Origin of the sequence: Streptomyces sp. NPDC059452 (assembly GCF_042750035.1) — a bacterium.
Lineage (GTDB): Bacteria > Actinomycetota > Actinomycetes > Streptomycetales > Streptomycetaceae > Streptomyces.
In genome coordinates, this window is record NZ_JBHYVE010000044.1 from 26,647 (window position 1) to 49,695 (window position 23,049).

A 23,049-nucleotide genomic window follows, 5' to 3' on the forward strand; every position below is an offset into this window, starting at 1 on the left:
AGATGCTAGGCCAGGGTGTGGAATGAGCAGCAGGGGCACGTGCTGTGACCTTGCCCTCTCCGGTCCGCACGTGATCGTTCACTCAACGTCGCGATACCGGGCCGAAGCCGTCACACGGGCCCAAGCCGTCACACCGGCCGAACCCGACCGAGCCGGGCGCAACACGGCCATGCTCGACAACGGGGGGAATTCGACGGTTGATGCATATTATGTGCGCAGTTTGCCGGTTTGTTATGTAATCCCTGGAATGCCCGTATCCACCCCGGAGCCCTCGCGGGCCGCCGGGATGCGGAGAGGACGCGACCGTGGCCGTCGGACCTGTGGAACACCTCGTCATCGCCTTTCCCGGCAGCGGCTTCACCGGGGCCGTCGTGCCCGTCCTCGCCGATGCCGTGGCGTCCGGTGCCGTACGCGCCTCCGATCTGGCCTTCGTCCGCCGCGCCGAGGGTGGTGCGCTGGCCCCGGCGGAGCTGGGGGAGCTCGATCCGGAGGGGGCGGTGCCCCACGATGCGGCGGAGGGCGGGGCGGCGGTGGTGCTGGGCGCCGAGAGCGTGGGGGTGCTGGAGCGGAGCGTGCCGCAGGGCGAGGCGGTCGCCCTCGTCGTCCGGGAGGACCTGTGGAGCTCCGAGCTCGCCCGCGCTTTCCGGGAGGCGGGCGGCGCCTTCGTCGCGCACGAGCGCTTCGGTGCGGCCGGTGCGGCGGCGGACGGGGGCGGTGAAGGGGAGGGGGACGACATCATCACCCGGCTGGAGCGGCTCGCCGAACTGCGGCGGCGGGACGTGCTCACGGACGCCGAGTTCGCGCAGCAGAAGAAGGATCTGCTGGCGGACTGAGTTCCGGCCGGTGGGCCGGTGAGCCACCAAGGCCTGTCGTCGGCGTTCTCATCAGGGAAAGAGGCAGTTCATCGTGCAGACCGCCCGGACCGTTCCGGCCGCCACCGTTGTCAATCTGCGCGACCTGGGCGGCATCGCCCTGGGCCGTGGCCGCCGGGTGCGGCAGGGGGTCCTGTTCCGCTCGGGGCAGCTGAGCGAGCTCGCCCCGGACCGCGACCGGGCGGTGGCCGCACTCGGCATCCGTACGGTCGTCGACCTGCGCACCGCCGACGAACGGCAGTGGGCCCCGGACCGGCTGCCGGACCGGGCCCGGCTTTTCGTCGCCGACGTCCTGGGCGACCACCCCGGGGTGGCGCCGGCCAGGCTCAAGGCGCTGCTCGCCGATCCGGACGAGGCGGAACGCACGCTGGGCGGGGGGAGGGCCGAGGAGCTGTTCGCCGAGACCTACCGCAAGATGGTGCTCTCGCCCGGCGCGGCGGCCGCCTACCGGGCCTTCCTGGAGACCGCGGCCGATCCCGGCGCGCGCCCGGTGCTCTTCCACTGCACGGCGGGCAAGGATCGCACCGGCTGGGCGGCGGCCGTCCTGCTGATGATCCTGGGGGCGCCCCGCGAGACGGTCCGGTCGGACTTCCTCGCGGTGAACCCCGCCGTGCGGGCCGCGTTCGCACCGTACGTCCAGAAGTTCCTCGACGGCGGCGGCGATCCGGCCGTCGCGGCGGCGATCGTCGAGGTGCGTCCTCGCTACCTGGACGTGGCGCTCGACGCGATGGACGAACGGTGGGGCGGCCTCGACGGTTATGTACGCACAGGGCTGCGCGTTCCCGAAGCGGCGCTGGACCGACTGCGCGAGGGTCTGGTGATCGCGGGCTGAGCCCCGGCACCGGCAGGGAGGGGGGCACCGGCGTGACAGTAATACCCCCAGGGGGTATGTTGGACGGTGTCGGGAACCACCGTCGTCCGCCGGGAGGCAGCCATGAACACCGGACTGAGAATCGCGGCCTTCGTCGCCGCGGTGGCCGTCGTCTTCGCCATCGCCTTCGGTGTCGGCAGGGTGGCCGGACCGGACTCGGAGCCCACTCCCGGGCCCACCACCCATCAGACCCCCGGGCCCACCACTCATCAGGAGGAGAGCCACGGTGAAGGGGAGCCGTGACGCGCCCCCGGGCCGTACGCCGTGGGACTCCGTACGTCTTACGCCGCGGGGGGCCGGTCCGGCCGGAACGTCCCGGTCGGACCGGCCCCTCGCGGCCGGGCGTCGTGCGGTCACGATCAGAGGCGTACGAGGCGTCGCGTCAGGTCGCGGTAGTGCTGGAGGGCGATCCGCAGATCCTCCGTGCCCGCCTCGGACTGTTCGCCGTCGCGGTCGGCGCGCAGCAGCCGTGACCGGGTGGCGAGGGCGTCCGTGAGCCCGGCGACGACCTCGTCGAAGGTGGCGTCGGCCTCCTGGACGGCCCGGCGCGGATTCTCCACGAAACCGGCCACGGCCTGGTGGATGCGGGCGTCGAACTTCTCCCGCTCCTCCGGTGCGAACAGGGGCCGGCCGGTGTCCGTGCCGCTGGGGGAACCGGCCGCGCGGCCGGTGTCCGTGCTCGCGGGGGAGGTGGCCGGCCGGCCGGTGTCCCGGGTGCCGTCCGTGCGGGCCGGATCGGTGTGGCCCGGGTCGGTCGGGGTGCCGGTCGGCTCCACGGACGAGCCGAGGGTGCCGGTGGTCTTCGGCGACGACTCGGCAGGCTTCACGGCCGTCTGCGGTACGGGGGCGGTGCCGGGAGGCGTCATGGGCGGCACCCGCTCGGCCCCGGTCGACGGGGTGGCCCTGTCCGGCGTGCGGCCGGTGTTCTCGGCGCCGTTCGGGGTCTGCGTCATGATGTGCTCCGTCCCTTCGTGAGCTGTCGGTTGCCGTGGTCACGGTCCGCCGGTCCGTCCGCGAGGAGCGCCTCGAAGAGGCCGCGGGCCTCGACGAAGGCCTCGCGCATCTCCTCGGTGCCGGTGCCGTCGTTCCGCGCGGTGTGCACCCTGCGGTAGCCGTCGACATCGTGTGCGTGGTGGACGGAGAGCGCGTCGGTGCGCTCCTCGAAGCTCTCGCCGCCCGGGAATCCGCGGTCGCGGGAGAGGTCGGCCAGCAGCGCGTCGGCCTCGATGAGCGCCTGCCGCGGGGACTCGACGAACTGCTCCTGGGCCCGGGCCCAGCGGGCGGTGTACTCCGCGCGGGCCGCCTCGGTGAGCGGGAGCTTCTCCAGGTGACCGTGGCGCTTCACCCGCTCGTCCAGTTCGTGCTCGGCCGCCTCGGTGTCACCGCCGTGCCGGGCGACGACCCGGTCGTACTCGGGGCCGAAGCGGCTGCGGAGCCCCCGGCCGCCGGGCCGGTGGCCGCGGACCAGGAAGAAGCAGACGGCGGCGGCCGGCACGAGGGCCGCGGCGATGATGATGATCACGGTTGTCACGGCTACCGCCCCCACCGCTCATCGTCCGGTACGCAGCTTCGTTGTCGCACAGTGGTCAACCCCTTTCGGTCCGGGCCCGGCGGAGCAACCACCGGGCGAGGTGCAGGAGTCCGTGTACCCCCGGACGGCCGTTCATGCGGCCGGTGTCCGCCGGAGCGCTCCGTGTACCGTGCACAGGACGCCGTACGTAATACTCGACGTATGAGATCAGGCGTTACGAACTCCGGGCGCGGCCCGCTCCGTCCGGACCTCCTGGTCCGCCGGGCCACGGCGCGCGACGCCCGGCGGCTCACCCGCCTGGTCCGGTCCTCCCGCGCCTACGAGGGCCCCTACGCCCCGATGGTCGCCGGTTACCGCGTCGGTCCGGACTACATCGAGGCGCACCGGGTCTTCGTGGCCGTCGACCGCGCCGACGACCGGGTCCTCGGCTTCTACGCGCTGATCCTCCAGCCGCCCGAGCTCGACCTGATGTTCGTCGCCGACGCGGCGCAGGGGCTCGGCATCGGGCGGCTGCTCATCGGCCATCTGCGCGAGGAGGCCCGGGCCGCGGGCCTCGACAGTGTCCGGATCGTCGCGCACCCGCCCGCCGAGGGGTTCTACCGCAGTGTGGGCGCGGAACCCACCGGCACGGTCCGCGCCGACCCGCCCGCGGTCATGTGGGACCGGCCCGAACTCCTGCTCCCCGTCGGCCTCTCCTGACCGCCCGCGCTCAGCCGCCGCTGCGGCGTACGGGTGGTTGACTGGAGGGAATGAGCCCGTCGGGCCGGGGAACCCGTACACCCGGATCGAACGGGTGTGCAAGCGCTCCCGGTCGCGTCGAGACGAGGAGGCGCCCGTGTCACCGACCGACGGCAGAGGCCGCGAGGAGACCGAGGAGGAGCGGGCGGACCGGCGGTGGTCCGATCTGCTCCAGGAACTGCGCGTCGCCCAGACCGGGGTGCAGATCCTCTTCGGTTTCCTCCTCGCCGTGGTGTTCCAGCCGAGGTTCGCCGACCTCTCGGACGTGGACCGCGACATCTACGTGGTCACCGTCCTGCTCGGCGCCGCCACCGCGGCGGCGCTCATCGGCCCCGTCTCGTACCACCGGCTGCTCACCGGCCGGCGGATGAAGCCGGAGACGGTCGTCTGGGCCTCGCGCATGACCGTCGTCGGGCTCGTGCTGCTGTTCTGCACGATGTGCTCGACCCTGCTGCTGATCCTCCGGGTCGCCCTCCACAACCCGCTCGCCCTGTGGCTGGTCGGCGGGATGGCGCTGTGGTTCCTGGTCTGCTGGTTCGTCTTCCCCCTCTGGGCCCTGGCTCGCGGCCGCTCCGGACCGCGCATCGACGAGCCGCGCGACGGGGAATCCTCCGACGGCCCGCGGGACTGAGCGGATCAGTCAGCTCCCCGGGCCCACCGGGCCGCGCACGTCGGTCACGGTGAACAGCGCCCCGTCGGGGTCCCGCAGGGTGGCCTCCCTGCCGTCGAGGACGGACCGCTCCTCGACGAGGGTCCCGCCCTGCCGCACGGCCGCCGCGACCGTCCCGGGGACGTCCTCCACCGGGAACTGCACCTGCCAGTGCGGACGCACCAGCGGATCGACGGCGGCCTCCACCGCCCCGGAGCTGATCCGGGCCAGCGGCCGTCCCCCGCACCGCACGATGACCTCCTCGCCCTCGTACGCCACATCACAGGACCCGGGGAGCCCGCTCGCCCAGTGGAGTACCTCGCCGTAGAAGATCGCCGCGTCGAAGGCGTTGCGGGTGCGCAGCCGAAGCCAGGCGTGCGCGTGGTCGTCGGGGGCCGGTGGCGAGGTGGCGGGTTCGGTGCGCTCCCAGAGGCCGAACGCGGCACCGTCCCGGTCGGAGGCCAGGACGCCGCGCCCCTTGCCGAGCGTCAGCGGTCCCACCGCCACCGTCCCGCTGCGCTCACGGACCCGGGCGGCGGCCAGGTCCGCGTTCTCCACCGCGAAGTACGGCGTCCAGGCCACCGCCACCTGGTACGCGGTCGAGACGGCGAAGATCCCCGCGACCGGGATGTCACCGCGCCGGGCCACGGAGAACTCGGCGCCGAGCCGCCCCGGGCGGAACGACCAGCCCAGGACCCCGGTGTAGAACCGCTGGGCGGCCCGCAGGTCCCGGGTCATCAAGGTGACCCAGCACGGCGCGGCGGAGCCGGTCAGGGGCGCCGTGGAGGGTGCCGTACGGGGATCGCTTCCGGTCATGGTCCACTGCCTTCTCACGGGTGTGCGGCGCCCGGGGCGGCCGCTGCGGTCCAGCACCCACCCTCGGTCGGCCCGTGCGGCGGCGCAACGCGGGGCGCGCTCACAGCCCGATGCGCGGCGGGGCGTTGGTGATGTCCAGGAAGACCTGGTCCGCCTGCGGCCACCGCTCGCACATCGCGTGCCGGATCCGCATCGAGACCTCCTCCACCCGTTCGCTGTCGATGCCGGGAGCCAGGTCGATACGGGCCGCCACCAGCACGGAGTGCATGCCCATGCGCATGGTGAGGAGTTCGGCCACGTTGTCGATCTCGTTCTGGCGCATCAGGAAGCCCACGAGCTCCCGTTGCAGCTCCGGATCGACGGACTCCCCGATCAGCAGGTCCCGGGCGTTCCGGCCGAGCCGGAAGGCGACGTAGACCAGGAGCAGCCCGATGCCCAGCGAGGCGGCCGCCTCCCAGGCCACGCTTCCGGTGACCAGGTGCAGGGACATTCCGGCGATGGCCAGGCTGACGCCGAGCACCGCCGTGCTGTCCTCCGCGATGACCGTACGCAGCGCGGGGTCGATGGCCGCGCCCTTCTTGCCGCGTGCCTGGTGCAGGGCCCGGGCCAGCGAGGTGCTCTCGGCGATGAGGGCGACGCCGAGCACGATCAGCCCGGCGGTGTAGCCGGTGGGGGACTCGTCGTCGTCGCGCCGCAGGGCGTGGAGCCCCTGGTAGAACGAGAAGCAGCCGCCCATCACGAAGATGCCGACGGCGGCGAGGAGCGCCCAGAAGTAGCGCTCCTTGCCGTAGCCGAACGGGTGACGGGCGTCGGCGGGCCGCCGGCTGCGCCGGAGTGCGGCGAGCAGGAAGATCTCGTTGAGGCTGTCCGCGACCGAGTGGGCCGCTTCGGACAGCAGCGCGGGCGAGCCGGAGATCAGCCCGCCCGTGGTCTTGGCTGCCGCGATCACCAGGTTGGCCGCGAGCGCGACCAGGACGGTGACACGGGTCTGTCGGTCGGCGGCCGACCGGCTCATCACTACCTCCGGTGACGAGGGGGCCGGCGGACCCGCCCCCTGTGGGGACGGGTCAGCTGCGTGGGGGGTCCGTATCGGTGCGCGGGCCGTCCTCGTGGGGCGGGAGAGGCGCGTTGCCGTGGTCGTCGAGCTGGTGCGGATTGAGGGCGCTGCCGTCATCGGGGAAGCGGTCCGAGGCATGCGGGTCGTGCGCCTCGATATGGGTGCGCCCCTCCGGCTTAGTGGGCTGCTCGTGGGGGAGCGGCGGTGGCAGTTCGGTGTCCCTCTTGCGCTTGCCCAGCAGGAAACCGCCGATCAGCAGGCCCACCACGGCGAGCGCGGCGACGGGAAAGACGATGGCCAGCGCGCCCGTGCCGTCGGCGAGCGGGGCGGCCAGTGAGTGCGTGGCTCCGTTCGATACGTCCATGCTTGCCGCATACCCCGGGGGGAGGGTGTCAGTCGGGTGTTCCCATCAATTCATGTTTTATGAGTATCTAACGGGAAAAGCGTTTCGCATGGTGCGAATCGGCAACACGATGATGACCGAACGGGCCGGGCCGCAGGAGCTGTAGGCCGCTGTTCGGCTCTTCGGCCCTCCCGTGTCGCCGTCGGCCCGATGCGGGGTCAGCCTGGAGTGGACCCCAAGGCCGGCGTATCCGACGGAAGGAACCCCGTGAACAGCACACCGGAACGAAGCGGCGACGGATCCACGGCCGACCAGGAGGTGCTGGTGTCGCTGAGCCGGTGCGACGTCGCGGACGCGCGGAGCGTGTTCGGCGTGCTCGGCAGCGCCTTCGCGTCCGACCGCGCGGCGGGCGACGAGCCCGAGCCGACGAGCGGCCCCCGCCCGACCGTCTGGGTCACCACGGTCGACGTCTCCGAGCCGAAGGCCGCCGCCGAACCCGTGACGCTCACCGCCCCGGTCACGGTGGACGCCCAGGGCGGCTACTGGGCCGTCGACCGGCTGCGTGACCACCTCACCGGCGCGTTCGCCGTACGCGTCGTCGGTACGGCGGCGGGGGACCAGGAGCAGGAAGTCAGGCTGCGTCTGGAGAACCGCTGACACGCCCGTCGCCCTGTGCGAGTCGGCGTACGCGGAAATGGCTGTGAACAGGGTCAACAGTGGCCCGCAGTGAAAGGTGTTCGCGCATGGATTCCCTTGCCCTGGAGACGGTCGTCGCACCGGAACCGGTCACCGTCGAACGTTCCGCCGTGACCCTGCACATCAACGGGGAGGAGACCACGCTGACGCTCGACCACCGCACCACGGTCCTGGACCTGTTGCGGGAACAGCTCGGTCTGACCGGTGCCAAGAAGGGCTGCGACCACGGCCAGTGCGGCGCCTGCACGGTCCTCGTGGACGGCCGCCGCGCCAACAGCTGCCTGCTGCTCGCCGTGGCCCAGGACGGCGCGGCGATCACCACGGTGGAAGGGCTGGCCGACGGCGACACCCTCCACCCCGTGCAGCGGGCCTTCGTGGAACGGGACGCCCTCCAGTGCGGCTACTGCACCCCCGGGCAGATCTGTTCGGCCGTCGGCATGCTCAAGGAGGCCGCCGCCGGCCACCCGTCCCACGCCACCCCTCCGGACGCCCTGACCACGGAACACGCCCCCCTCGGCCCGGACGAGATCCGCGAGCGCATGAGCGGCAACCTGTGCCGGTGCGGGGCCTACCCCCGGATCGTCGAGGCCATCGAGGACGTGACCCCGTGAAACCCTTCGGCTACCAGCGCCCCACCACCACCGCCGAGGCCGTACGGCTCTGCGCGGCCGGAGCCGGAGCCCGGTTCCTGGGCGGCGGCACCAACCTCGTCGACCTCATGAAGCTCGGCGTGGAGGAACCCGGCATCCTGATCGACGTCACCAGGCTGCCGCTGGACCGGGTGATCCCCACCCCGGACGGCGGCCTGCGGATCGGCGCCACCGTCCGCAACAGCGACCTCGCCGCCCACCCCGGCGTACGCCGTGACTACCCGGCGCTCTCGCAGGCACTGCTGGCCGGAGCCTCGGGTCAGCTCCGCAACACCGCGACGACCGGCGGCAACCTCCTCCAGCGCACCCGCTGCACCTACTTCCAGGACGTCTCCAAGCCCTGCAACAAACGACTCCCCGGCTCCGGCTGCCCCGCCCGCGAAGGCGCCCACCGCGACCTCGCGATCCTCGGGCACTCGGCGGAGTGCGTGGCCACCAACCCCTCCGACATGGCCGTGGCCCTCGCCGCCCTCGACGCGACCGTGGCACTGCTGGGGCCCGAGGGCGAACGGACCGTCCCCGTCACCGAGTTCCACCGGCTGCCGGGCGAGAACCCCGACCAGGACACCGTCATCAGGCCCGGCGAACTGATCACCGAGGTGGTGCTCCCGCCACCGGCCCCCGGTACGGTCTCCCGCTACCGCAAGGCCCGCGACCGCGCCAGCTACGCCTTCGCCCTGGTCTCCGTCGCCGCCACCGTCCAGGTGGACTCCGGCCGCGTCGAGCGGGCCACGCTCGCCTTCGGCGGCGTCGCCCACCGTCCGTGGCGCGCCCGCCGGGCCGAGGCCGAACTGCTCGGCGCCCCCGCCACCCCGGCCGCCTTCCAGCACGCCCTGATCGCCGAACTGGCCGAGGCACAGCCCCTGCGCGACAACGCCTTCAAGGTGGACCTCGTCCGCCGCCTCGCCCTCGACGTCCTCGGCGAACTCACCGGGCCGCAGAGCCCCGGGACCTGCCCGACCGTCTGACCCGCCCCCACCGACCGGAGGCCCCGCCGCCATGCCCCAAGCCCCGCAGCTCACCGGTGCGCCCGTCGTCCGCAGGGAGGCCCGGGACAAGGTCACCGGCGCCGCCCGGTACGCGGCCGAGCACACCCCGCCCGGCACCCTGTACGCCTGGCCGGTCCCGGCCACCATCGCCGCCGGCCGGGTCACCGCCGTACGGGCCGTCGACGCGCTCGCCGTCCCCGGCGTGCACACCGTCCTCACCCACGACAACGCGCCACCCCTCGCCGAACCCGAGGACCCGATCCTCGCCGTCCTCCAGAGCGACCGGGTCCCGCACCACGGCTGGCCGATCGCCCTGGTCGTCGCCGAGTCCCTTGAGGCCGCCCGGACGGGCGCGGGGCGGCTTCTCGTCGAGTACGAGAGTACCGAGCACGACGTGATCCTCACCGAGGACCACCCGGGCCTCTACACACCCGAGGAGGCCAACGGCGGCTTCCCCGCCGTCCGCAAGCGGGGAGACTTCGAGCGGTCCTTCGCCGCCGCCCCCGTCCAGGTCGACGCCACCTACCGCCTCACCTCGCTCCACAACCACCCCATGGAGCCGCACGCCGCCACCGCCCGGTGGACGGACGGGCACCTCACCGTCCACGACTCCAGCCAGGGCTCCCACGCCGTACGCAAGAGCCTCGCCCGGGTCTTCGGCCTGGACCCCGCACACATCACCGTCCACTCCGAGCACGTCGGCGGCGGCTTCGGCTCCAAGGGCACCACCCGCCCCCAGGCCGTGCTGGCCGCCATGGCCGCCCGGCACACCGGCCACCCGGTGAAGATGGTCTTCCCCCGCGCCCAGCTCGCGGAGGTCGTCGGCCACCGGGCCCCCACGATCCAGCGGGTGCGCCTCGGCGCCGACCTCGATGGCACCCTGCACGCCGTCTCCCAGGAGATCGTCACCCACACCTCCACCCTCAAGGAGTTCGTCGAGCAGGCCGCCGTACCGGCCCGGGTGATGTACGGATCGCCGGACAGCACGACCGTGCACCGGGTGACCGCCCTGGACGTCCCCAGCCCCTCCTGGATGCGCGCCCCGGGCGAGGCGTCCGGGATGTACGCGCTGGAGTCGGCCATGGACGAGCTCGCCTCCGCCCTCGGCACGGACCCGGTCGAGCTGCGGCTGCGCAACGACCCGGCCACCGAACCGGACAGCGACCGCCCCTTCAGCAGCCGGGGCCTGGCCGCCTGTCTGCGCGAGGGCGCGAAACGCTTCGGCTGGCACGGCCGCGACCCCCGCCCCGCCACCCGCCAGGAGGGCCGCTGGCTGCTCGGTACGGGCGTGGCCTCGGCGACGTACCCCGTCCTCGTCTCCCGGTCCTCCGCACGCGCCCACGCGGCGGCGGACGGCACCTTCCGGGTCGAGGTCAACGCCACCGACATCGGCACCGGTGCCCGTACCGTGCTCGCCCAGATCGCCGCCTCGGCGCTCGGCGTGGACGTGGAGACCGTCGACGTGCGGATCGGCTCCACCGACCTGCCCACCGCCCCGCTGGCCGGCGGCTCCTCCGGCACGGCCTCCTGGGGGTGGGCCGTGCACAAGGCGGCGACCGCCCTCGCCGCCCGCCTCGCCGACCACCGGGGGCCGCTGCCCGCCGAGGGGTTCACCGCCACCGCCGACACCGAGGAGGAGACCGCCGCCGACTCCCCGTACGCCCGGCACGCCTTCGGCGCCCACTTCGCCGAGACGGCCGTCGACTCCGTCACCGGGGAGGTCCGGGTACGCCGTCTCCTCGGCGTGTACGCCGCCGGGAGGATCCTCAACGCCCGTACCGCACGCTCCCAGTTCACCGGCGGCATGGTCATGGGCATCGGCATGGCGCTGACCGAGGGCTCCGCCATCGACCCGGTCTTCGGCGACTTCACGGCGAAGGACCTGGCCTCCTACCACGTGCCCGTCAACGCCGACGCGCTCGACATCCAGGCCCACTGGATCGAGGAGGATGACCGCCACCTCAACCCGATGGGCTCCAAGGGCATCGGGGAGATCGGCATCGTCGGCACCGCGGCCGCCATCGGGAACGCGGTCCGCCACGCCACCGGGGCCCGGCTGCGGGAACTTCCCCTGACCCCCGACCGGCTGCTGCCCTACCTCCTGTGAGGGCCGGGGCCGCACGACCTCCTGTGAGGGCCGGGGCCGCACGACCCGGACCGACCCCCTCACCAGGGCCGACAGCTCATCTGTTGCGAGGACGGCACAGCCGAGTCACCCTGTTGAGTGACCCAGAAGTGATCAGTGCTCACGCTTCGTGTTCGGGGGGTGTTCGTACGACGGGGTGAAGCATGTGGGCCTCGTGGTGAGGAGCCTCGACGATGACCGTTCCACTCGACCGGCACTACTCGGTCGAACTGCAGGTGTCGGCAGAGCGCGTTTCCCAGGTGCGGCGCATCGTCGCCGCGCACCTTCGTCACTGGAGCCTCGAACTCCACGTCCGGCCGGTGTGCCGGGCCATGGACGAACTCCTGACCAATGTCCACCGGCATGTCGGCGACGCCAACGCGTGCGTCCTCGAACTCCGCTGGACCGGACGGCACCTCACCGTGTCCGTCGCCGACAACAGTGCCCGGATGCCGCGCCTGCTGCCGGCGGGCGGCGGGCTGAGCCGGGTGATGGCCCTCAGCGACAGCTGGGGCACCTGCCGGACCACGGACGGCAAGGTGGTCTGGTTCACCCGGTACGCCCAGGCGCCGCAGACCGCGCGGCTGCTGCCGTACCCGCCGCTGCCGGGTGTGCGCGAGTCCCGCCGCACCCCGCTCACGGCGCTCGTATAGGTCCCCGGCAGCTCGCACACCCGGCCGACGCGGAACGTGCCCACCCGGCACGCATGATCCGCGTCGGCCGGGTACGCGTGGAAGAGGCCGCGGATGTGTGGGAGAGGGCCGCGTACGTGTGTGAAGAGGCCGCGTACACGCGGAGGGGGCCGCGTTGCGCCCGGCCACGCGGCGCGGCACCGTCGAAGTACCGATGCAAGGAGGCCACTGCCATGCCCATCGCGACGGTCAACCCCGCGAACGGCGAACTGATCAGGTCCTACGACGCCCTCGGCGAGGAGGAGACCGAGCGCAGGATCACCGCCGCCCACACCACCTTCCAGCAGTACCGCACCACCTCCTTCGAGCAGCGCGCCGCCTGGCTGAACCGGGCCGCCGACCTGCTGGACACGGACCGCGACACCATCGCCCGCACGATGACCCTCGAAATGGGCAAGCCGGTCACCGCGGCCCGGGCCGAGGCGGCCAAGTGCGCCAAGGCGATGCGCTGGTACGCGGCCAACGCCGAGCGCCTGCTCGCCGACGAGCCCCCCGGCCCCGACGACGTACGCGACTCCGGTGCCTCCCGGGCCCTGGTCCGCTACCGGCCGCTCGGTGTCGTCCTCGCCGTGATGCCGTGGAACTTCCCGCTCTGGCAGGTGGTGCGGTTCGCCGCCCCCGCGCTGATGGCGGGCAACACCGGTCTCCTCAAGCACGCGTCGAACGTCCCGCAGACCGCGCTCTATCTGGAGGACCTCTTCCACCGGGCCGGATTCCCGGCGGGCTGCTTCCGTACGCTGCTGATCGGCTCGGGCGCCGTCGAGGCCGTGCTGCGCGACCCCCGGGTCGCGGCGGCCACCCTCACCGGCAGCGAACCGGCGGGCCGCGCCGTCGCCTCAACCGCCGGGGACGAGGTCAAGAAGACCGTGCTGGAGCTCGGCGGCAGCGATCCGTACGTCGTGCTGCCCTCGGCCGACGTCGAGAAGGCCGCGGCCACCGCCGTCACCGCGCGCGTCCAGAACAACGGCCAGTCCTGTATCGCCGCCAAGCGGTTCATCGTCCACGCCGAGGTGTACGACACGTTCGCCGAGCACTTCACCGCCGGGATGCGCGCCCTGACCGTCGGCGACCCGCTGGAGGAGACCACCGACATCGGGCCGCTCGCCAGCGAACAGGGCCGCACCGACCTGGAGGAGCTGGTCGACGACGCCGTGGAGCGCGGCGCCACCGTCCTGTGTGGCGGCGGCCGCCCCGACAAGCTCGACGGCGGCCTGGAGAACGGCTGGTTCTACCGCCCGACCGTACTCGCGGGCATCACCCCCGCCATGCGCGTCCACCGCGAGGAGACCTTCGGCCCGGTCGCCACCCTCTACCGGGTCGCCGACCTCGACGAGGCCGTCCACCTGGCCAACGACACCCCGTTCGGGCTCAGTTCCAATGTCTGGACCCGCGACCCGGGGGAGCAGGAGCGGTGCGCCCGCGACCTGGAGGCGGGCGGGGTCTTCTTCAACGGGATGACCGCCTCGCACCCGGCGCTGCCTTTCGGCGGGATCAAGCGGTCCGGTTACGGGCGCGAGCTGGCCGGGCACGGTATCCGCGAGTTCTGCAACGCCACCACGCTCTGGTACGGCCCCGGGAAGTCCTGAGACCTCAGCCCACGAGGAGATCCGCTCCGTGAGCGACACCCACACCCCGGCCACTCCCTCCGACGAGGAACTGGCCGCGCTCGACGCGCACTGGCGCGCCGCCAACTACCTCGCCGTGGGCCAGATCTATCTGATGGCCAACCCCCTGCTGACCCGGCCGCTCGCGCCCGAGGACATCAAGCCGCGGCTGCTCGGCCACTGGGGCACCTCACCCGGGCTCAACCTCGTCCACACCCACCTCAACCGCGTGGTCAAGGACCGGTCCATCGAGGCCCTCTGCGTCTGGGGCCCCGGCCACGGCGGCCCGGCCGTCCTCGCCAACGCCTGGCTGGAGGGCAGCTACTCCGAGACCTACCCCGACGTGCCCCGGAACGCCGAGGGCATGGGCGTGCTCTTCAAGCAGTTCTCCTTCCCCGGCGGGGTGCCCAGCCATGTCGCCCCGGAGACCCCCGGCTCCATCCACGAGGGCGGCGAACTCGGCTACGCCCTCACCCACGCCTACGGGGCCGCCTTCGACCACCCCGGACTGCTGGTGACCTGCGTCATCGGTGACGGCGAGGCCGAGACCGGGCCGCTCGCCGCGTCCTGGCACGCCAACAAGTTCCTCGACCCGGTCCACGACGGGGCCGTCCTCCCGGTCCTCCACCTCAACGGCTACAAGATCGCCAACCCGACGGTCCTGGCCCGGCTGCCCGAGGACGAACTCGACGCCCTCCTGCGCGGCTACGGGCATGACCCGCTGTACGTCACCGGCGACGACCCGGCCACCGTCCACCGGGCGATGGCCGCCGCGATGGACACCGCCGTGGAGCGGATCGCCGCCTGCCAGCGCGCGGCCCGGGAGGACGGGGCCACCGAGCGCCCCCGCTGGCCCATGATCGTCCTGCGCACCCCCAAGGGGTGGACCGGGCCCAAGGAGGCCGACGGGCTGCCCGTCGAGAACACCTGGCGCTCCCACCAGGTCCCGCTCTCCGGGGTCCGGGACAACCAGGAGCACCTGCGGCAGCTGGAGGCCTGGCTGCGCTCCTACCGCCCCGAGGAGCTCTTCGACGCCGACGGCCGCCCCACCGAACAGGTCCTCGCCTGCGTCCCCGAGGGAGCGGCCCGGCTCGGCTCGACCCCGTACGCCAACGGCGGCCTCCTCCTGCGGGAGCTGCCGCTCCCCGCCCTGGAGGACCACGCCGTACGCGTCGACAAGCCGGGCTCCGCCACCCACTCGCCGACCCAGGTGCTCGGCGGGCTCCTCGCGGACCTCATGGCGGCGACGGCCGGGCGCCGGGACTTCCGGGTGGTCGGCCCCGACGAGACCGCCTCCAACCGGCTCCAGGACCTCTACCGGGCCACCGGCAAGGCCTGGCAGGCCGGGATCCTGCCCACCGACGAACACCTCGCCCGAGACGGCCGGGTGATGGAGGTGCTCTCCGAACACCTCTGCCAGGGCTGGCTGGAGGGATATCTGCTCACCGGACGGCACGGGCTCTTCTCCAGCTACGAGGCGTTCGCCCATATCGTCGACTCGATGGTCAACCAGCACATCAAGTGGCTGCGCACCGCACGCCGGCTGCCCTGGCGGCGCCCCATCGCCTCCCTCAACTACCTGCTCACCTCGCACGTCTGGCGGCAGGACCACAACGGCTTCTCGCACCAGGACCCCGGCTTCGTGGACCACGTGCTGAACAAGAGCCCCGAGGTCGTACGGGTCTATCTGCCGCCGGACGCCAACACCCTGCTCTCCGTGGCGGACCATGTCCTGCGCAGTCGCGATTACGTCAACGTGATCGTGGCGGGCAAGCAGCCGGCCTTCGACTGGCTCACCCTGGCGGAGGCCCGCGCCCACTGCGCCCGCGGGGCCGGGGTGTGGGAGTGGGCCGGGACCGAGGACGGCGGCCGGGAGCCGGACGTGGTGCTCGGCTGCGCCGGGGACGTGCCGACCCAGGAGGTCCTGGCCGCCGCCGGCCTGCTCCGCCGCCATCTGCCGGAGCTGGCCGTACGCGTGGTCAACGTGGTCGACATCGCCCGCATGATGCCCAACGAGGAGCACCCGCACGGGATGAGGGACGCCGAGTACGACGCCCTGTTCACCCGCGACCGGCCGGTGATCTTCGCGTACCACGGCTACCCCTGGCTGATCCACCGGCTCGCCTACCGCCGGGCCGGCCACGCCCACCTGCATGTGCGCGGCTACCAGGAGGAGGGCACCACCACCACGCCCTTCGACATGGTGGTCCGCAACGACCTGGACCGCTACCGGCTGGTCATGGACGTCATCGACCGGGTGCCGGGGCTCGGCGTCCGCGCGGTCGCCGTACGCCAGGCGATGGCCGATGTCCGCACCCGCCACCACGCCTGGATCCGCGAGCACGGCGTCGACCTGCCCGAGGTGGCGGAGTGGAGCTGGGGCGGCTGAGGGCCGCGAGGCGCTTTGGGTGATCATGGAGGGCGTCCGACCGCCCCGCCTCGCGAGAGAGAGCCTTCATGAAGCTGCGCTGCGCCGTGATCGAGGACTTCCAGTCCGCCGCCACCACCGTCGCCGACTGGTCGCCCGTCACCCCCGACGTGGAAGTCGTCACGTTCACCGAGCACCTGGGCTCGGCCGAGGAAGTGGCCGCCGCCCTCGCGGAGTTCGACATCGTCGTCACCCTGCGCGAACGGGTCCCGTTCCCGGCCGAGGTGTTCGCGCGCCTGCCCCGGCTCCGGCTGCTGATCGCCTCCGGTATGCGCAACTCCGTGATTGACTTCGCCGCCGCCGAGCGGCACGGTGTCACCGTCTGCGGGACGGCCAGCTCCTCCACCCCGCCGGTCGAGCTCACCTGGGCCCTGCTGCTCGGCCTCGCCCGCTCGATCGTCCCCGAGGCCAACGGCCTGCGCACGGAAGGCCCCTGGCAGTCCACCCTCGGCGCCGACCTGCACGGCAGGACCCTCGGCCTGCTCGGCCTGGGGAAGATCGGCAGCCGGGTCGCCCAGGTGGGCCGGGCCTTCGGCATGGAGGTCGTCGCCTGGAGCCAGAACCTCACGAAGGAACGCACCGAGGAGGTCGGGGCCGAGCTGGCCGCGTCCAGGGAAGAGCTGCTGGAGGCCGCCGACTTCGTCTCCGTACACCTGGCTCTGAGCGAGCGCACGCGCGGCCTGATCGGCGCCGCCGAGCTCGCCCGGATGCGGCCCACCGCCTACCTCGTCAACACCTCACGGGCCGCCATCGTCGACCAGGACGCCCTGCTCGCGGCCCTGCACGCCGGGACCATCGCCGGGGCCGGGATCGACGTGTTCGACGTCGAGCCCCTGCCGCCCGGCCACCCGATGCGCACCGCCCCGCGCCTGCTGGCCACCCCGCACCTGGGGTATGTCTCCCGCGCCAACTACGCCACGTACTACGGCCAGGCGGTTGAGAACATCCGGGCGTTCCTGGACGGGGCACCGGTCCGGCGGATCGGCTGAGGCCGCCTCCGTACGGTCGCGTACGGAGACGGCCTCGTACAGCCGACGTTCGTCGGATCCGGCCGTCAGGACCGGCCGTCAGGACCGGCCGTCAGGACCGGCCGTCAGGACCGGCGGTGGGGACCGGCGGTGAGGACCAGCTGTCAGAACCGGCCGTCAGAACCGGAGCGCCGCTGCGATCCGTCCGTGCTCGGCCAGTGAGTCGTCCGCGACGAACACCACGTCGGCCCCGCCGTCCAGCGCGGCCTCGATCAGCTCGTCCACGATGTCCTCGCGGATCTGCGGGTCCTCGGCGGGCGTGGTGCCCTCGGGGACCGGATCCAGGTGTTCGTCGGTCACCCGGACGGTGGTCTGGTAGTGCTCCTCCACCGTCACGAGTCCCACCCGGCCCTCCCGGACCGCTGTCCACACCTCGTCGAGCCCGCCGGCGAAGGTGTGGGCGCTGCGCGCGTTGTCGAGGCGCCGCTCGACCTCGGCCGTGGTCTGCCGGGCCCCCTCGTCGAGCGCGGGCCGCAGCTCCCTGAGGACCTCGGCCGGCGGCAGATCGGCCGGTGCGCCCTTGGCGACGCGGCCGGCGGCCGCCTTCACGCTCTCGCCGACGTCGTCCAGCAGCGAGAGGGCGGGCGCCAGCCCCATCACGTACAGCGGACGCGGGTCGGAGGCCAGCAGGGCCCGCAGCTTCTCGTCGACCGTACGGAAGAAGTTCCGCGTGTCCTCGTCGGTGAACGTGCTCGGGGTGTCCCCGATCCGCTCCTCGCGCTGCGGGTTGGGCGGCTCCTTCGGCGCGGTGAGGGGGAATCCGCCGGTCTCCCGTACCTCGATACCTCCGTCCGTGCCGTTCCATAGGGTGGCGTGGTCGGCGGCGACGGTGAGTGCCCAGTACGGACGGGCCTGGGCCTTGGCGGCGACGAGGTTGCGGGTCAGGTAGCTGTCGCTCAGCACCACCCGTTCGGGTGCGGTACGCGGAAGTTGCCAGACCTGGTGTTCGTCGGCCGTGGCGAGGACGACCAGCGAGTCCAGGGCCCGGCGCGGGTCCACCTCGTCGGCCGCCCGGTCCAGCTCGGCCCGGATCGCGGCGGCCGTCTCCCGGCTCACCTGCGGATCGGCCTCCAGACGGTGGACCGCCTCCGCCACCAGGTTGCGCAGCCGCACCGGGTCCTGGGCGTTGTCCGGGGCCGTGCGGTGGGTCGGCATCGTCAGGGACAGGGCCGGATAGGGCCGGGTCGCCCGCAGCTCCCGCAACAGGCCGGCGGTCAGGGCGTCCGTGTCCATCGTTCCCTCCCAGGGCTTTAACCCGCTCCCGTATGAAGCGGATGCTTCGACGAGTCAATACATACCTTTTGATCCTAATATGGGCGAGTTGGTGATCATCGGCTGCCGGAGGGCGCGCGATGCCCGTGCTCGCGGCCTCCTCGTTCCCCGTCGTTCTCTCCTCATCCCCCGACATCCCTCGATTGGACGGACCGTCCGTGAAAGCGAACCTCCACCGCCGTAGGGCCCGTCTCCTGGTCCCCGCCGTGGCCGCCGCCGCCCTGCTCGCCGCCTCCACGGCTGCCTGCGACTCCGACACCACCAGTGAGGGCACCTCCCGCAGCGTGCGGACGCTCACGCCGGAACACTCCGAGCACGGGGAATCGCCGTCCGGGAGCCCGCACGCCGAACCGGAGGGGTCGCCGTCCACGGAGGAGAGCCCGCGCACCCAGCGCAGCTTCGCCGCCTCCGTCTCCGCCGAGACCGAACGCGTCCGGCGGAAGGCCGCCGAACAGCTCGAAGGCGTCCAGGGCCGGGGCAACGCGGTGGGCGACGTCTCGGTGAGCGGACTGCCCGTCACCGCTTCGGAGGACGTCCGCAGCGCCCGCGTCCGGATCACCAACCCCACGGACGAACCCGCCTTCTACGCCGTCAAGGTGGAGTTCGTCGACGCGGAGGACAAGGTCCTGGACACCGTGGTCGTCGGGGTGGAGGACGCCCCGCCGGACCGTACGGTCGACGCCCAGGCCAACAGCCGCAAGGCCGCCGGGGTGAAGACCTTCCCCCGGGTCGCCCAGGCCGAGCGCGGCTGAGGGGGCGGCGATGAGTGCTTCCGACGCGGTGACCGACTCCCTCAACAGGATGCGCGCCGAATTCCGCGACCTGCCGGGCGGCCGTCCGGCCGACTACATCCCGCAGCTGGGCCTGGCCGACCCGGAGGCCTTCGGGCTGGCCCTGGTCAGCATGGACGGCCACTGCTACAGCGCGGGCGAGGCCGACGTGCCCTTCACCATCCAGTCGGTCTCCAAACCGTTCATCTACGCCCTCGCGCTCTCCGTGCTCGGCCTCGACGAGGTGAGCCGGTGGGTGGGCGCCGAGCCGAGCGGCGACGCGTTCAACGCGATCAGCCTCGAACCCGGCACCGGCCGGCCCGCCAACCCGATGGTCAACGCCGGGGCCATCGTCACCACCGCCCTGATCCCCGACGCCCCCGACGAACCCGCCTTCGAGCGCATCCTGCACTGTCTCGGCCGCTTCGCCGGGCGTGAACTGGACGTCGACGAGGAGGTGTTCAGCTCCGAATCGATGACCGGTGACCGCAACCGGGCGCTCGCCTATCTGATCCGCGCCACCGGCACCATGCCCGTCGACCCGGTCCTGGCCGTGGACCGGTACTTCCGTCAGTGCGCGGTACGCGTCACCGCCCTCGACCTCGCCACGATGGCCGCGACCCTCGCGTACGGCGGGTTCAACCCGGTCACGCGCGAGCAGGTCGTCTCGGCGGAGGTCACCGCCCGGGTGCTCGCCGTGATGGCCACCTGCGGGATGTACGACGGTTCGGGGGAGTGGCTGCTGCGGATCGGGCTGCCCGCCAAGAGCGGGGTCTCCGGCGGCCTGATCGCGGTCGGCCCCGCCCGCTTCGGCCTCGCCACCTACAGCCCGCCGCTGGACACCGCAGGCAACTCGGTACGCGGCCAGGCGGCACTGCGGGCGCTCTCGGAGCGGTACGGGCTCCATCTGATGCTCAACCCCGCGCTGCCCGGCTCCACCGTCAGCCTCGTCACCACGGCCGACGACCTGCCGTCCGCGCCCTCGGCCGATCACGAGAGGGTCCTGCACGAGCAGGTCGGCGTGGTCGCCGCGCAGGGGTCCATCGACTTCACGGCCGCCGAGCGGGTGCTCTACGCCCTGGACGAGTCGGGGCCGGACCAGGAGAGCCCTGTCGTGCTCGACCTGCACGACGTCACCGCCGTCGACTCCGTCGGCCTGGGGATGCTGCACACGGGGCTGGGCCGGCTCTCCGCCGACGGCAGGCGCGTCGCGATCGTCGACCCGCGCGACCTGCTGGGCCCGCCGGACGAGGTCCGGGAGGGCATCGGCCAGGACCTGCCGCGCTACCCCACCCGCGAGGCGGCCGTGGAGGGCAGCGCGCAGGCCCTGGCCGGTGAGGCCTGACCCGGGAGGGGGCTACCAGATGGCCCCGACCCACTCGGGGTGGTCGATGAACGGGTTGCGGTTGTGCTGGAACCGCTCGAATATGACGTCGTTACGCCGCTTCTCGAAGGCGTCCGGCGGGTCCTGCTCGCTCCACTGCTTCAGCACGGACAGCTTGCCCATCCTCGGGGCGGAGCCGTTGTTCACCTGGTCGTTGGGTTCGAGGTCGGCGAAGGAGTCGTTGCCCTCGTAGCGCACCGCCATGTAGAGGATCATGCGGGCGACGTCCCCCTTGACCGCGTCACGCGGTTCGAAGGAGTCGCCGTCGGTGTAGTTGCCGGGGGCCTCGCCCAGCTCGCTGCCGCCGTTGTCGAAGTCCTTGTTGCCCCGGGCGGAGTTGACCGAGACGTCCTCGGGGCGCAGATGGTGGATGTCGGTGCCCGGGCCCGTGGCCGTACCGAAATCGCCGTGCGACTTGGCCCAGACGTGCTCCCGGTTCCACTGGTCGGCGTTGCCGCCGTTGTCGTTCTTGGACTGGGAGCGCCCGGTGTAGAGGAGGACCACCTTGGAGGGGTCGGCCGGGTCCTCGTCGGTGGCCTTCAGGGCGTCCCACACCTGGCTGTAGGAGAGCTTGGTCTGGTCGCTGATGATCGTGTGCAGGGCGGCCTTGAGCTCTCCACCGGTCTTGCCGATGGCGTCCCGGTAGTACGTGTCGTCGAGTACGGCGGCGAGGGTGGCGGAGCGGTCGGGCGGGGTGTCGGCGGGGGCGGCGGCCGCGGTGCCCGCGAGGAGGGCGACGGCGGCTGCGGTGGCCAGTAGCGGACGCGCGTAGACCTGATGGCGACGGGACATGTGGGGTGTCCTCTCGGAACGCGGGCACCACGACACCGGCCCTGGGTGGGGGCGTTCGTCGGGGTGGCCGTGCGATATCTGGTACGCGGGAGCCTTCCACACGCACCGTGACCCGGGTGTGAACGCTGTGTACCTATCATGTGCAGGTCAAGGTGAGTCCTCGTCCGGCCCCTGCGCCTTCGGGCCGGGGGGGCGGGTACTGCCCGGTGGCCCAGTCACGCAGGGCCCGGACCGAGCCGAAGTCCGCCACGTTCCTGTCGAGGGGGTCGTCGGTGTACCGGTGGATCCGCCGCTTCGCTCTCCCGGGTGGCGGGCGTCTCGGATGCGGCCCGGCCCGTGCGGCGCGAGAATTGCCGCAAGGACGAGGAGGAGTCGGCATGAGCGAAGACCCCGAATCCGTATCCGCGGCCGTGCCCGAGGTGCGGGGCATCACCCCCGACCGGCTTCTGCACACGGGCGCGAGCGACAGCCCGAGCGCGGAGGACGTGGTGCTCGCCTCCGGGCGGGACGTGACGCCCGAGACCCTGGAGTGGGCGCGGCGCAAACTGGCGGACGAGGGCCGCTCCACCCTCGACAAACGGCTGCCCTGACACGGCTGCTCCGACACCGCTGCCCTGACACCACGGCACACGGCTGCCCCGACCGCGACACGCGGCTGCCCGGACGGAGCCCACCGCCCCGTCCGGAGGCCGACGGGGCAGGCCCGCCCGGGGGCCCGACCGGCCGGGACCCCGTGGCGATGGGGCCGAGGGGCCGGGGAGCGTGTGGGGCGCCCCCGGTTCCCTCGGTTAGCCTGAGTGACATATGAACCGTTTGACGACCTCACAGGGCACTTTCGAGCTTGCCCGCTTCCCCGAGCACCCGAGCGATCCCTTCCGGGCATGGGACGCCGCCGACGAATACCTGCTCCGGCAGCTGACGGACCCCGAGACGGGCCCCGTCGACCTCACGGGCGAGGTTGCCGTCGTGGGGGACCGGTGGGGTGCCCTGGCCACCGCGCTGGCCGCCCACCGGCCCGTCCAGATCAGCGACTCCTACCTGGCCCGGCGCGCCACCCTGGCCAACCTCGGCCGCAACGGCCTGGACCCGGACTCCGTGACGACGCTGTCCTCACGCGACACCCCGCCGGACCGGATCGACGTACTCCTGGTCCGGGTGCCCAAGTCCCTGGCCTTCCTGGAGGACCAGCTCCACCGGATCGCCCCCGCCCTGCACGCGGGCACGGTGGTCATCGGCACCGGCATGGTCAAGGAGATCCACACCTCCACCCTCAAGCTCTTCGAGCGGATCATCGGGCCGACCCGCACCTCCCTGGCGGTGCGCAAGGCGCGGCTCATCTTCTGTACCCCGGACCCCGCGCTGCCGCGTACACCCAGCTCGTGGCCGTACCGCTACGAGCTGCCCGGCGACGTCGGCCCCGTCGCCGGCCGCACCGCCGTCAACCACGCCGGGATCTTCTGCGCCGAGCGCCTGGACATCGGCACCCGCTTCTTCCTGAAGCACCTGCCCACCCGCGGCGGCCCCGTCAAGGTCGCCGACCTGGGCTGCGGCAACGGGGTCCTCGGTCTCTCCGCGGCGATCGCCAACCCCGACGCGCACGTGACCTTCGTCGACGAGTCGTACGGGGCCGTCGCCTCCGCCGAAGAGACGTTCCGCCTGGGCGCTCCGGAAGGCGCGAAGGCGGACTTCCTGGTCGGCGACGGACTCGCCGACCTGGCCCCGGGCAGCATGGACCTGGTGCC

Annotated in this window: 24 protein-coding genes and 1 pseudogene; 17 read left to right on the forward strand and 8 right to left on the reverse strand. The window is 72.7% G+C overall.

The window, feature by feature from the left end:
* Positions 1–305 precede the first annotated feature (305 nt).
* The 3 genes from ACFW9Z_RS34140 (at position 306) to ACFW9Z_RS34150 (ending at position 1,986) form a co-directional block, all read left to right on the forward strand.
* Positions 306–833, forward strand: coding sequence for a DUF6325 family protein (locus tag ACFW9Z_RS34140; protein WP_384647155.1), 528 nt, complete (start codon positions 306–308; stop codon positions 831–833).
* Positions 834–906: 73 nt separating this feature from the next.
* Positions 907–1,704, forward strand: coding sequence for a tyrosine-protein phosphatase (locus tag ACFW9Z_RS34145; RefSeq protein WP_384647158.1), 798 nt, complete (start codon positions 907–909; stop codon positions 1,702–1,704).
* A 102-nt stretch (positions 1,705–1,806) separates the two neighbouring features.
* Complete coding sequence (locus ACFW9Z_RS34150; protein ID WP_384647160.1) at positions 1,807–1,986, forward strand: hypothetical protein; 180 nt, start codon at positions 1,807–1,809, stop codon at positions 1,984–1,986.
* Positions 1,987–2,102: 116 nt separating this feature from the next.
* On the opposite strand, the gene ACFW9Z_RS34155 is transcribed toward ACFW9Z_RS34150, so the two are convergent.
* A complete protein-coding gene (locus ACFW9Z_RS34155) occupies positions 2,103–2,696 on the reverse strand; it encodes a hypothetical protein (protein WP_384647162.1) in 594 nt (197 codons plus the stop codon).
* A complete protein-coding gene (locus ACFW9Z_RS34160) occupies positions 2,693–3,274 on the reverse strand; it encodes a hypothetical protein (protein WP_384647164.1) in 582 nt (193 codons plus the stop codon). The genes ACFW9Z_RS34155 and ACFW9Z_RS34160 overlap by 4 nt, the downstream gene beginning before the upstream one ends.
* A 201-nt stretch (positions 3,275–3,475) precedes the next feature.
* Between ACFW9Z_RS34160 and ACFW9Z_RS34165 the strand changes: the two genes are divergently transcribed.
* Positions 3,476–3,973, forward strand: coding sequence for a GNAT family N-acetyltransferase (locus ACFW9Z_RS34165; protein WP_384647166.1), 498 nt, complete (start codon positions 3,476–3,478; stop codon positions 3,971–3,973).
* Positions 3,974–4,109: 136 nt separating this feature from the next.
* Positions 4,110–4,643, forward strand: coding sequence for a DUF6328 family protein (locus tag ACFW9Z_RS34170; RefSeq protein WP_384647168.1), 534 nt, complete (start codon positions 4,110–4,112; stop codon positions 4,641–4,643).
* A 9-nt stretch (positions 4,644–4,652) separates the two neighbouring features.
* On the opposite strand, the gene ACFW9Z_RS34175 is transcribed toward ACFW9Z_RS34170, so the two are convergent.
* From ACFW9Z_RS34175 to ACFW9Z_RS34185, 3 genes are all read right to left on the reverse strand, one after another.
* Positions 4,653–5,477, reverse strand: a complete 825-nt coding sequence (locus tag ACFW9Z_RS34175) for a VOC family protein (RefSeq protein ID WP_384647170.1) — start codon at positions 5,475–5,477, stop codon at positions 4,653–4,655.
* A gap of 100 nt (positions 5,478–5,577) precedes the next feature.
* Positions 5,578–6,492, reverse strand: coding sequence for a cation diffusion facilitator family transporter (locus ACFW9Z_RS34180; RefSeq protein ID WP_384647172.1), 915 nt, complete (start codon positions 6,490–6,492; stop codon positions 5,578–5,580).
* Positions 6,493–6,544: 52 nt separating this feature from the next.
* Positions 6,545–6,898 carry a DUF6479 family protein gene (locus tag ACFW9Z_RS34185; protein WP_384647173.1) on the reverse strand — a complete coding sequence of 118 codons (354 nt, stop codon included), beginning with the start codon at positions 6,896–6,898 and terminating at the stop codon, positions 6,545–6,547.
* A gap of 246 nt (positions 6,899–7,144) precedes the next feature.
* Between ACFW9Z_RS34185 and ACFW9Z_RS34190 the strand changes: the two genes are divergently transcribed.
* From ACFW9Z_RS34190 to ACFW9Z_RS34225, 8 genes are all read left to right on the forward strand, one after another.
* Positions 7,145–7,534 carry a hypothetical protein gene (locus ACFW9Z_RS34190; protein WP_384647174.1) on the forward strand — a complete coding sequence of 130 codons (390 nt, stop codon included), beginning with the start codon at positions 7,145–7,147 and terminating at the stop codon, positions 7,532–7,534.
* Positions 7,535–7,620: 86 nt separating this feature from the next.
* Complete coding sequence (locus ACFW9Z_RS34195) at positions 7,621–8,184, forward strand: 2Fe-2S iron-sulfur cluster-binding protein (protein WP_384647176.1); 564 nt, start codon at positions 7,621–7,623, stop codon at positions 8,182–8,184.
* Positions 8,181–9,191 (forward strand): FAD binding domain-containing protein, encoded by a 1,011-nt coding sequence (locus tag ACFW9Z_RS34200; protein WP_384647179.1) that lies wholly within the window; start codon positions 8,181–8,183, stop codon positions 9,189–9,191. The genes ACFW9Z_RS34195 and ACFW9Z_RS34200 overlap by 4 nt, the downstream gene beginning before the upstream one ends.
* Before the next feature lie 31 nt (positions 9,192–9,222).
* A complete protein-coding gene (locus ACFW9Z_RS34205) occupies positions 9,223–11,319 on the forward strand; it encodes a xanthine dehydrogenase family protein molybdopterin-binding subunit (RefSeq protein WP_384647181.1) in 2,097 nt (698 codons plus the stop codon).
* A 212-nt stretch (positions 11,320–11,531) separates the two neighbouring features.
* Positions 11,532–11,990 (forward strand): ATP-binding protein, encoded by a 459-nt coding sequence (locus ACFW9Z_RS34210; RefSeq protein ID WP_384647183.1) that lies wholly within the window; start codon positions 11,532–11,534, stop codon positions 11,988–11,990.
* 212 nt (positions 11,991–12,202) lie between these two features.
* Positions 12,203–13,615, forward strand: a complete 1,413-nt coding sequence (locus ACFW9Z_RS34215) for an NADP-dependent succinic semialdehyde dehydrogenase (protein ID WP_384647185.1) — start codon at positions 12,203–12,205, stop codon at positions 13,613–13,615.
* Between the two features lie 28 nt (positions 13,616–13,643).
* Positions 13,644–16,022, forward strand: coding sequence for a phosphoketolase (locus ACFW9Z_RS34220; protein ID WP_384647188.1), 2,379 nt, complete (start codon positions 13,644–13,646; stop codon positions 16,020–16,022).
* Positions 16,023–16,090: 68 nt separating this feature from the next.
* Positions 16,091–17,050: a D-2-hydroxyacid dehydrogenase family protein gene (locus ACFW9Z_RS34225; protein WP_384647190.1), complete on the forward strand. Its 960-nt coding sequence runs from the start codon at positions 16,091–16,093 to the stop codon at positions 17,048–17,050.
* Between the two features lie 156 nt (positions 17,051–17,206).
* On the opposite strand, the gene ACFW9Z_RS34230 is transcribed toward ACFW9Z_RS34225, so the two are convergent.
* Positions 17,207–18,322 (reverse strand): chemotaxis protein, encoded by a 1,116-nt coding sequence (locus ACFW9Z_RS34230; protein ID WP_384647192.1) that lies wholly within the window; start codon positions 18,320–18,322, stop codon positions 17,207–17,209.
* A 197-nt stretch (positions 18,323–18,519) separates the two neighbouring features.
* Between ACFW9Z_RS34230 and ACFW9Z_RS34235 the strand changes: the two genes are divergently transcribed.
* Both ACFW9Z_RS34235 and glsA read left to right on the forward strand, forming a co-directional pair.
* Positions 18,520–19,113: a hypothetical protein gene (locus ACFW9Z_RS34235; RefSeq protein WP_384647194.1), complete on the forward strand. Its 594-nt coding sequence runs from the start codon at positions 18,520–18,522 to the stop codon at positions 19,111–19,113.
* Positions 19,114–19,123: 10 nt separating this feature from the next.
* Positions 19,124–20,476, forward strand: coding sequence for a glutaminase A (gene glsA, locus ACFW9Z_RS34240; protein ID WP_384647197.1), 1,353 nt, complete (start codon positions 19,124–19,126; stop codon positions 20,474–20,476).
* A gap of 12 nt (positions 20,477–20,488) precedes the next feature.
* Here the strand turns inward: glsA and ACFW9Z_RS34245 are convergent, their stop codons facing one another.
* Positions 20,489–21,307 carry an endonuclease I family protein gene (locus ACFW9Z_RS34245; RefSeq protein WP_384647199.1) on the reverse strand — a complete coding sequence of 273 codons (819 nt, stop codon included), beginning with the start codon at positions 21,305–21,307 and terminating at the stop codon, positions 20,489–20,491.
* 202 nt (positions 21,308–21,509) lie between these two features.
* Positions 21,510–21,605 (reverse strand): annotated as a pseudogene (locus tag ACFW9Z_RS34250) (muramidase); the annotation flags it as partial.
* Between the two features lie 79 nt (positions 21,606–21,684).
* Between ACFW9Z_RS34250 and ACFW9Z_RS34255 the strand changes: the two are divergent.
* Both ACFW9Z_RS34255 and ACFW9Z_RS34260 read left to right on the forward strand, forming a co-directional pair.
* Entirely contained in the window at positions 21,685–21,897 is a 213-nt protein-coding gene (locus tag ACFW9Z_RS34255; protein ID WP_384647201.1) for a hypothetical protein, read from the forward strand.
* A 214-nt stretch (positions 21,898–22,111) separates the two neighbouring features.
* Positions 22,112–23,049: methyltransferase (locus ACFW9Z_RS34260; RefSeq protein ID WP_384647204.1), on the forward strand; the 938-nt coding region annotated here is incomplete at its 3' end.